Annotated in this window: 2 protein-coding genes; both read left to right on the top strand. The window is 42.7% G+C overall.

Translation table 11 applies throughout. The features are described 5' to 3' along the window. Nucleotides 1–325 (top strand): PLP-dependent transferase (locus A3763_RS15020; RefSeq protein ID WP_197482926.1); only part of this gene is annotated, 325 nt, incomplete at its 5' end. Nucleotides 326–481: 156 nt separating this feature from the next. Further along, nucleotides 482–1,711, top strand: a 1,230-nt coding sequence (locus A3763_RS15015; RefSeq protein ID WP_197482925.1) for a DNA translocase FtsK 4TM domain-containing protein, incomplete at its 3' end; no start/stop codon positions are given.

The raw sequence follows: 1,711 nt of genomic DNA, 5'->3' as shown, positions 1-1,711 counted from the left end.
CTCTGGCTTAGCAAGTCATCCTCAGGCAGACCTGGTTGCATCCCAACAAACAGGAAATAGCGGTGTATTGTCCTTTAAAATTAAGGGAGACAAGGCAGCAGCTTGGCGCTTTATAGATGCGCTGGAGTTTGTTTCAATTACCGCTAACTTAGGTGACGCTAAATCTACGATTACTCATCCTGCGACAACGACTCATGGTCGTTTAAGTCAGGAAGATCGTGATAAATCGGGTATCAGTGATAATTTGATTCGAATCTCGGTTGGGCTTGAAAGCACTGATGACTTAATCGCAGACTTGAGTCGTGGCATTGCAGCAATCGCTTAATAAAGCCTGTTGCTGCAAAGCTTTTTTCCTATATTTCATATAATTAACGATAAAAGTTAAAAAATACCTCAAGCTTTCCTATACTGTTAGCTATAGTCCGTACACTTATATTTTTTCGATTCGCCAACCATAGTTAGTAATTCAGTGATAAGCGACATGGCACAACCTGGTAGTAGTAACTCAGAACAACATCATTTTCATGCCTATTTATCCCAAGGCTCGCGTGAAGGTGCCTTGATTCTAACGGTTGCTGTCTGCATTTTTCTGTTCGCTGCATTAATTTCCCACTCTCCGATGGATCCTGGTTGGAGTAGCACGGGTACAAATCAGGTTGCTTCAAATTACGGTGGTAAAGCCGGTGCATGGTTTGCCGATATACTGCTGCACTTTTTTGGCTATGTTTCCTACCTCTTCCCAATATTAATCGGCTATCGCGCCGCGCTGCTTTTTAAGAATAGAAAGTCCAGGAAGGTCTTTCATTGGCCAATGTTTATCATTCGGGTTATCGGTTTTGTTCTGACTTTGCTTGGTGCCACGGGTTTATTGGCTATTTATTCGGTCGCAGGCTTAGATAACGTTTCGGGTGGTATTGTTGGTATGGAATTATCAAACAGTATGCTCGCTCAATTTAACATCCTGGGCACTACTTTGATGTTAGTGTCGATGCTTCTATTTGGTCTGACAGTTTTTACCGGGATTTCCTGGTTAGGGCTGATGGATAAAACCGGAGCGTTGACGATTAAACTTTACGATAAATTATCTGTCGTTATTAAGCGCCTATATTCAAAGTATCTTGATAAACGTGATCTGCGCCTTGATCAAAAGCTTAAGCGCGACGCTGAAGCCTCTCAAATCGCAGAGCAAGTTAAAGAAAGAGAAATTCATATTAACGATCGTCGCCCTGTTAACGATGTTTCACCGGAGCGTGCCGAAAAAGATTCAAGTACAGGGTCCGTTTCTTTGCTTAAAGGAAAACTCACTGCTTTAAAAGAAAAGCTTTCTAAGAAAACCGATACGGGTGAAGCCACTAAGCGAAGTGAGCCTTATATTGATGATAAGGGCCGTGCCTCACCTAAGACTTCAAAAGGCAAACAACCATATTCTCCAGTAGATTCCGAGCTTGAACAGTCGCCGCCTATTCAGGTCAAAGCGGGTACCAAGGCGCAAGGCAAAGCAGATGATGTTGAGGTTGCAAGTGATGCGTCTAGCGAAACGAAGTCTGGAATTAAAATCTCACCTTTTGTTAAGAAGAGCAAAGCAAGTAAGCGCTTGGAAGATGAAAAGCAGGGGAGTTTGTTTATTGCTTCAGAGGGTCCTTTACCGTCTATATCTTTACTTGATCCTGCAGAAACTAATAAAAAACTCGGCTTCTCCAAAGAGATGCTC

Source organism: Oleiphilus sp. HI0128, from assembly GCF_001635365.1.
This window is presented reverse-complemented; position numbering and strand designations above follow the sequence as displayed.